The organism is Neochlamydia sp. EPS4, assembly GCF_000813665.1.
Taxonomy (GTDB): Bacteria; Chlamydiota; Chlamydiia; order Chlamydiales; family Parachlamydiaceae; genus Neochlamydia.
The window spans coordinates 1-8334 of the sequence record NZ_JSDQ01000007.1 but is presented as its reverse complement, the minus strand read 5'-3'; the positions used below and the strand labels follow the sequence as shown (position 1 = coordinate 8334).

Genomic DNA, 8334 nt, shown 5'->3' with positions numbered 1-8334 from the left:
GATAAGCTATGCTCTAGCTCTGTAGATAGACGAGGCTGATTTCTACTAAATAATTTCGTAATATAATATCTTTACCGTTTAGTATCTTTAATGGCCTATGAAGTGATTTTTTTTAAGCTAAAGTGCTTTCTTCGAATAGGAATGTAAGAGGGCTATTATCTCTTATCCTCCAGTTGAAACTTAAAATCAGGTTTTAGAGCAAATTTAGCAAGAAATGAAAATATGCTTTCTGGCATTCAGAAAAAATGTTATACTTGGCTTTTCCTTAAACTTACTATCTACAATTATTTATGTTTAAACTAGTGACTGATTATGAGCCTTGTGGAGATCAACCTCAAGCTATAGAAAAGCTTAGTGAAGGCGTTCTGCAGGAACGCAAAACGCAAGTTTTGTTAGGCATCACAGGATCGGGTAAAACATTTACGATTGCTAATGTGATTGCTAAGACCCAGCGACCTGCTTTAATTATTGCTCATAATAAAACTTTAGCAGCACAGCTTTATCAAGAGTTTAAGACCTTTTTTCCCCATAATGCTGTAGAATATTTTGTCTCCTACTATGATTACTATCAGCCGGAAGCTTATATAGCTCGTACAGATACTTATATTGAAAAAGATATGGCTATTAATGATCGCATAGATAAATTGCGATTAAGTGCTACACGCTCTCTTTTAGAAAGGCGCGATGTTATCATTGTGGCCTCCGTTTCTTGCATCTATGGCTTAGGTTCACCTGAGTATTATCGCGAAATGAATCTTACCTTAGAAACAGGTCAAACGCGTCGTCGTGATGAGATTCTTCTACATCTGGTAGAGATGCAATACAAACGCAATGATATGGACTTTTCGCGGGCTACTTTTCGTGTTAGAGGAGATGTATTGGATATTTTTCCCGCCTATGAAGAGGAGCGGGCAGTACGTATAGAGTTTTTTGGGGATGAGATCGAACAGATTAGCGAGATAGATCCTTTATTAGGTAAAGTACGGCATCGTCTAGAGAAAATTACTATTTATCCTAGTTCTCACCACGTCACTCCCGAAGAAGTTCGTTTGCATGCTCTTGAAACGATTAAGGCCGAATTAGAAGAGCGTGCCAGCTATTATGAAAAAGAAAAAAAATATATTGAGCATCAACGGATTGTAGAGCGTACACGCTATGATCTAGAAATGATTAAAGAGATTGGCTTTTGTAAGGGTATTGAAAATTATTCACGCCATTTTAGTAAGCGTAATCCTGGCGATCCGCCTCCATGTCTCATCGATTATTTTCCCCACGATTATCTAATGATCATTGATGAATCTCATCAAACTGTGCCGCAGCTACGTGCCATGTGTAATGGAGATCGTGCGCGTAAAGAAACGTTGGTCAACTTTGGCTTTCGTCTTCCTTCTGCTTTTGACAACAGACCTTTGCAATTCGAAGAAACTTATAAGCGTATTCATCAGGTGATCTATGTTTCAGCAACCCCTAGTCCCTGGGAAGTTGCTGAGGCTAGCGGCGAAGTGATTGAGCAAGTGATTCGCCCCACCGGCTTACTTGACCCGGAGATTGAAGTGCGGCCGGCAGAGGGGCAAGTAGATGATTGCTTAGCAGAGATACATCAGCATACGAGCAAGGGCGGCCGTGTGCTTGTTACCACTTTGACTAAACGTCTATCTGAGGAACTAAGTAAATATCTTAACGAGCTGGGCGTACACACTAAATACTTGCACTCTGATATTGATACGATTGAGCGAATGCAGATCATCCGCGATTTACGAGCTGGAGTATTTGATGTGTTAGTCGGGATTAACTTATTGCGGGAAGGTTTAGATATTCCAGAGGTTTCCTTAGTATGCATATTGGATGCCGATAAAGAAGGTTTCCTACGTAGCGAAACTGCGTTAATTCAAACTTGTGGCAGAGCAGCTCGTAATAGCGAAGGACGCGTCATTATGTATGCTGACAAAAAGACCAAAGCGATTCAAGAGGCGTTAAGAATTACCCAAGAACGTCGCGCTATCCAACAAAAATATAATGCAGAACATGGGATTACTCCACGGACTGTCCATCGGGAAATTTCGCCTTTGGTAGAAGAGGTAGAGGAAGAGTCTAAAAAAAGGAAAAAACTTTAAAAGTTGCCGAATCCCAGCATGAATATCTCACCTTGGAAGAGGTGCGGGCTAAAATAAAAATGTTAGAAGTAGCTATGAAACGAGCAGCTAAAACTATGCAGTTTGAAGAAGCTGCAGAGCTACGTGACCAAATGCGTAGATATCAGCAGATGGAAATAGATCTTGCCTAAACTTCTTCTTGATTCTATTGCTCGAAGGAATGATATTATTTATCAAGTCTAACCTTAGGTTCTATCGTTTCCACAACTGAAAATACAAGAATCTGGCCTTCTTCCGCAGTAAATTAGTCCCCTAAAAATATTAAAAATAAAGCTACTCTATAAGATGGGAGGCTTGCTGGCAGCTATAGTTCACGCTATGCAGCTTCCTTGCAAAAATCAAATTTATAACTCACCTTTTTAAAAAGTACTTACAACCATTTTACAATTGAAAACGCTGCCTTATTTTTTCGGCGATATCTTTTAAAGGATTTTCCGCTAATTCAAGCTTGGTAAGCGTAGGCAGCTGCTCGATTTCTGCAGGAAGGCTGGTAAGCTGGTTTTGATTTAAGGAAAGCCCTTGCAGCTGAGACAATTGCCCGATTTCTGCAGGCAAGCTGGTGAGCTGGTTTTGATTTAAGTAGAGCGTTTGCAGCTTAGACAATTGCCCGATTTCTGCAGGCAGGCTGGTGAGCTGGTTTTGATTTAAGTAAAGCCATTGCAGCTCAGACAGCTGCCCAATTTTTATAGGCAGAGCGGTGAGCTGGTTTTGATTTAAGTGAAGCACTCGTAGTTGAGACAGCTTCAGCAAGCTTTTCTTTTAGCTTATAAATCCTATCTACAATAAGAGCCTGCTCCTTAACATTTCCTTGAGGAACATGCACTTTACTTATTTGCTTACAAAGAGGGGGCATGACTTCCGTAGCCAGCAGATGATGCCATCTTTTACAGACGCTAAATAAGGAAGGAACTGCGCAAGCCTCTAAGATAGGAAGCAGCAATTCATTGGGCAAGCTTTCAATAGATATTGATGAGATAGGATGCATTTATTTCCTTGGGTAGTGATAACTTTTCAGCATTTTTATTTATTAAAAACAATATAAAAAAATTAAAAAAGCAAGTCAAACGAATTCGTATCCTTATCAACAAAAAACTACTCCCAGATGATATAACAGCGCTTTTTTTCAGATAGATTCAAGGAAAGAGGGGAGACCTTCCAAGCATTTAGGAGCAGCCACAGGTTTTTGGGGATTAAGTGACGCGGCAATTTTGGTGTGGCTAAAAGTATGAGATTGATTCTTTGCCTTATTTGAGAAAAATGGCTCTTTTTGGTGCCTTGTTTTAATTCTTCTACTGAATGATGAAATACAATATGCCAGTTTCCTCCTATCAAAAAAGTTGTTCTCCCAGCCATAACACTCTGTAAAAAAAGAAAAAAACTTCATATCGCTATAAATGTGTAGGTTAGCTTAAACTTGCTTAGTTGCCGAAAGGAAAGCAGCTTACTTGTCTAAAGATAAGATGGCTAAAAGTTTTTTATTTCATTTTGCTCACCCTAATTTAAAAAGTATTTAAGTTCATTCTATAATTGAAAACGCTGCCTTATTTTTTGGCGATATTTTTCAAAGGATTGTCCGCTAATTCAAGCTTGATAAGCTGAGACAACCGCCTGATTTCTGCAGGAAGTCTGGTGAGCTGGTTCTGATTTAAGTAAAGCCATCGCAGCCGAGACAGCCGTCCTATGTTTGCAGGCAGGCTGGTGAGCTGATTTTGGCTTAAGTCAAGCACTCGTAGTTGAGACAGTTGCCCCACTCCTTTAGGCAGAGCGGTGAGCTGGTTTTGATTTAAGTAAAGGGTTTGTATCTGAGATAGCTGACCGATTTCTGCAGGAAGGCTGGTAAGCTGGTTTTGATTTAAGTAAAGGGTTTGCAGCTGAGACAGCTGCCCGATTTCTGCAGGCAGAGCGGTGAGCTGGTTTTCTCTTAAGTCAAGCGTTTGCAGCTTAGACAGCCGCCCGATTTCCGTAGGCAGAGCGGTGAGCTGGTTTTGATTTAAGTAAAGCCCTTGCAGCTGAGACAACTGGCCGATTTCTGCAGGCAGAGCGGTGAGCTGGTTTTCTCTTAAGTCAAGCGTTTGCAGCTTAGACAGCCGCCCGATTTCCGTAGGCAGAGCGGTGAGCTGGTTTTGATTTAATTCAAGCGTTTGCAGCTGAGACAGCTGCCCGATTTCTGTAGGGAGGCTGGTGAGCTGGTTTTGATTTAATTCAAGCCTTCGCAGCTGAGACAACTGCCCGATTTCTGCAGGCAGAGCGGTAAGATGGTTTCGGCTTAAGTAAAGGATTTGCAGCTGAGATAACTGGCATATTTCTGGGGGTAAATAAATCAAACCTGCTCCAGATAAGTTTAGCAAAGTTAAGTCTTTACAATTTTCTTCAATCCAATCTCTAAGTAGCTCTCCTTTTTTTCCTAGAGGCAAGTGCTTAATTTCTTCTCGTCTCAAGTATTCTTTCCCACCAGGAAGTCTTTCCCAAAGCAAAAGGCGATTAATATTTAAGAGATAAGAAGAGTAATTAGCCAGCGTTAAGCCTGTTTTTTCTTCTGTTTTCCATTTAAATTCCCAAGGAGAAAAAGACTTGGCTAAAGTAAAGATTTGCCTAAAAATTGCATTTACCTTTGCTGTTCCAGAAAGCTTTTCTTCTAGCTTATAAATCTTATCTACAATAAGAGCCTGCTCCTTAACATTTCCTTGAGGAACATGCACTTTACCTATTTGCTTATAAAGAGGGGGCATGACTTCATTAGCTAAGAGATGGTACCATCTTCCACACACGCTAAATAAGGAAGGGTTAGCACCCTCCTTTAAAATAGGGACTAATATTTCATCAGGTAAATGCTCAATGGTGATAGAAGAGCTAGGATTCATTGGAAGGCGCCTTTAAGTGTTATACATATTTTTAGTTGTTTTTTAGTGAGATGCTTATACATAAAAGAAGCAAGATAGACAAGAAAATGTAAGAAAAAGGCTTTTAATTTTTAAACTTAGCAATAGAGAAATATGAAAAGCTGGTAGAAATTTTTTCCTTAACTTTAGCAGAGAAACAGACCTTTAGATCCTACGCTTCTATAGTAAGCCAAAAGCTCTCTATATCTTTAAAACTTTCTAAGCCTACCAATTTACCCTTTTAACGTTATAGGTGAGGAAGACAGATGACTTTTTAACTACAGCCTAAAACGTTGCTTTAATTCCTCTGGTATGTTTTCCAGCGGATTTCCGTCTAACCTAAGATCTAAATACTCAGGGAGCTGTGCTATTTCTGCAGGAAGGAAGGTAAGCTGGTTGCTGCTTAAATTAAGCTCTTGTAAACTAGTAAGCTGCCCAATTTCAGCAGGAATAGGGGTTAGCTGGTTGTTGTCTAACCCAAGCACTTCCAGCTTAGTAAGCTGCCCAATCCCAGCAGGAAGGGAGGCTAGCTGGCTGCCATTTAATAGAAGCTCTTGCAACCGCGAAAGCTGCCCTACCGCTTCTGGAAAGGAGTTAAGCTGGTTGCCTCTTAAGCCAAGGTGTTGCAGTTGAGAGAGCTGCGCAATCTCTGCAGGAAGATTAGTGAGCTGGTTTTGATTTAAGTGCGAATTACTTGTTTAAAGATAGAATGGCTAAAAGTTTCTTATTTCATTTTAGCTCACCTCAACTTAAAAAGTATTTAAGTTCATTTTATAATTGAAAACGCTGCCTTATTTTTTCGGCGATATCTTTCAAAGGATTTTCCGCTAATTCAAGCTTGGTAAGCTGAGACAATTGCCCAATTTCTGCAGGCAAGCTGGTGAGCTGGTTTTGGCTTACCTTAAGCGCTCGTAGCTGAGATAGTTGTCCGATTTCTGCAGGAAGGCTGGTGAGCTGGTTTTGGCTTACCTTAAGCACTCGCAGCTGAGATAACCGCCCGATTTCTGCAGGAAGACTGGTGAGCTGGTTGCGATTTAAGTAAAGTACTTGCAGCTTAGACAGTTGCCCAATTTCTGTAGGCAGGCTGGTGAGCCGGTTGAAGCTTAAGATAAGCGTTTCCAGCTGAAACAGCTGCCCTATTTCTGCAGGAAGGTTGGAGAGCTGGTTTTGATTTAAGTAAAGCAATTGTAGCTGAGACAGCTGCCCTATTTCTGCAGGAAGGCTGGAGAGCTGGTTTTGGTTTAATTCAAGCCTTTGCAGCTGAGACAATTGCCCGATTTCTACAGGCAGACTGGTGAGCTGGTTTTGATTTAAGTAAAGCCATTGCAGCTGAGACAATTGATCTATTTCTGCAGGCAGAGCGGTGAGCTGGTTTTGATTTAATTCAAGCAATCGTAGCTGAGACAATTGACCTATTTCTGCAGGCAGGCTGGTGAGCTGGTTTTGATTTAAGTAAAGGTTTTGCAGCTGAGACAATTGACCTATTCCTGCAGGCAGGCTGGTGAGCCGGTTGAAGCTTAAGATAAGCGTTTCCAGCTGAGACAGCTGCCCGATTTCTACAGGCAGGCTGGTGAGCTGGTTTTGATTTAAGTCAAGCTCTTGCAGCTGAGACAGCTGTCCAATTTCTGCAGGCAGAGCGGTGAGTTGGTTTTCTCCTAAGTCAAGCGTTTGCAGCTGAGATAACTGGCCTATTTCTGGGGGTAAGTAAGTCAAGCCTGCTTTAGATAAATCTAAAGCCGTGATGTTTTTACAATTTTCTTTAATCCAATCTTTAAATAGCTCTCCTTTTTTTTCTAAAGGCAAGTGCTTAATGTTTTCTTGATTTAAGTATCCCCCTCCGCCAGGAAGTTTTTTCCACACTAACAAGCGATTAATATTTATAAGATAAGAGGAATAATTAGACAGCGTATAACATCTCTTTTCCTCAGTTACCCATTTAAATTCTGAAGGAGAAAAAGACTTGGCTAAAGTAAAGATTTGCCTAAAGATTGCATTTACCTTTGCTGTTTCAGAAAGCTTTTCTTCTAGCTTATAAATCCTATCTACAATAAGAGCCTGCTCCTTAACATTTCCTTGAGCAACATGTACTTTACCTATTTGCTTATAAAGAGGGGGCATGACTTCATTAACTAAGAGATGGTACCATCTTCCACACACGCTAAATAAGGAAGGGTTAGCACCCTCCTTTAAAATAGGGACTAATATTTCATCAGGTAAATGCTCAATGGTGATAGAAGAGCTAGGATTCATTGAAGGGCGCCTTTAAGTGTTATACATGTTTTTAGTTGTTTTTTAGTGAGATGCTTATACATAAAAGAAGCAAGATAGGCAAGAAAATATAAGAAAAAGGATTTTAATTTTTAAACTTAGTAATAGAGAAATATGAAAAGCTGGTAGAAAATTTTTCCTTAACTTTAGCAGAGAAACAGACCTTTAGATCCTACGCCTCTATAGTAAGCCAAAAGCTCTCTATAACTTTAAAACTTTCTAAGCCTACTAATTTGCCTTTTTGGCGTTATAAATGAGGAAGATGGGTACCTTTTTAGTTATAACCTAAAACGCTGCTTTAATTTGCTTGGAATATTTTCTAGCGGATTTCCGTCTAACTTAAGACCTAGCCGTTCAGATAGCTGCTCCATTTCTGCAGGAAGAGTGATAAGCTGGTTGTTGCTTAAATTAAGCTCTTTCAGCTTAGACAGCTGCCCAATTTCTGCAGGAAGGCTGGTGAGCTGGTTTTGAGCTAAGTAAAGCCATCCCAGCTGAGAAAGCTGCCCGAATTCTACAGGGAGGCTGGTGAGCTGGTTTTGAGCTAAGTAAAGCGTGTGCAGCTGAGACAATTGCCCGATTTCTGTAGGCAGTGCGGTAAGCTGGTTTTGGCTTAAATCAAGCTGTTTCAGCTGAGACCTCTGTCCGATTTCTGCAGGCAGACTGGTGAGCTGGTTTTGTCTTAAGAAAAGCTGTTGCAGCTGAGACATCTGCCCGATTTCTGCAGGCAGACTGGTGAGTTGGTTTTGATTTAGTCCAAGCCATTGCAGCTGAGACATCTGCCCGATTTCTGCAGGCAGACTGGTGAGCTGGTTTTGATCTAAGTGAAGCTCTTTCAGCTGAGACCTCTGTCCGATTTCTGCAGGCAGACTGGTGAGTTGGTTTTGATTTAAGTAAAGCCATTGCAGCTGAGACATCTGTCCGATTTCTGCAGGCAGACTGGTGAGTTGGTTTTGATTTAAGTAAAGCGTTTGCAGCTCAGACAGCTGCCCGATTTCTGCAGGGAGGCTGGTGAGCTGGTTTTGGTTTAAGTCAAG

General features: G+C 40.9%; 5 protein-coding genes and 2 pseudogenes. 1 reads left to right on the top strand and 6 read right to left on the bottom strand.

Annotated elements, in window-relative coordinates:
• The first annotated feature begins 290 nt into the window (after positions 1–290).
• Positions 291–2284, top strand: a pseudogene (uvrB, locus tag DB42_RS00955) (excinuclease ABC subunit UvrB).
• Positions 2285–2534: 250 nt separating this feature from the next.
• On the opposite strand, the gene DB42_RS00950 reads toward uvrB, so the two are convergent.
• The 6 genes and pseudogenes from DB42_RS00950 to DB42_RS00925 form a co-directional block, all read right to left on the bottom strand.
• A complete protein-coding gene (locus tag DB42_RS00950; protein ID WP_080502648.1) occupies positions 2535–2903 on the bottom strand; it encodes a leucine-rich repeat domain-containing protein in 369 nt (122 codons plus the stop codon).
• Entirely contained in the window at positions 2818–3138 is a 321-nt protein-coding gene (locus DB42_RS10145; RefSeq protein ID WP_052435869.1) for an F-box protein, read from the bottom strand. The genes DB42_RS00950 and DB42_RS10145 overlap by 86 nt, the downstream gene beginning before the upstream one ends.
• Positions 3139–3694: 556 nt before the next feature.
• On the bottom strand, positions 3695–5014 hold the full coding sequence (locus DB42_RS00940; protein ID WP_052435868.1) for a leucine-rich repeat domain-containing protein: 1320 nt from the start codon (positions 5012–5014) through the stop codon (positions 3695–3697).
• 296 nt (positions 5015–5310) lie between these two features.
• A pseudogene (locus DB42_RS11750) lies at positions 5311–5706 on the bottom strand (leucine-rich repeat domain-containing protein); the annotation flags it as partial.
• Between the two features lie 97 nt (positions 5707–5803).
• Positions 5804–7282 carry a leucine-rich repeat domain-containing protein gene (locus DB42_RS00930; protein ID WP_052435866.1) on the bottom strand — a complete coding sequence of 493 codons (1479 nt, stop codon included), beginning with the start codon at positions 7280–7282 and terminating at the stop codon, positions 5804–5806.
• Between the two features lie 296 nt (positions 7283–7578).
• Positions 7579–8334, bottom strand: a 756-nt coding sequence (locus tag DB42_RS00925) for a leucine-rich repeat domain-containing protein (RefSeq protein ID WP_193365262.1), incomplete at its 5' end; no start/stop codon positions are given.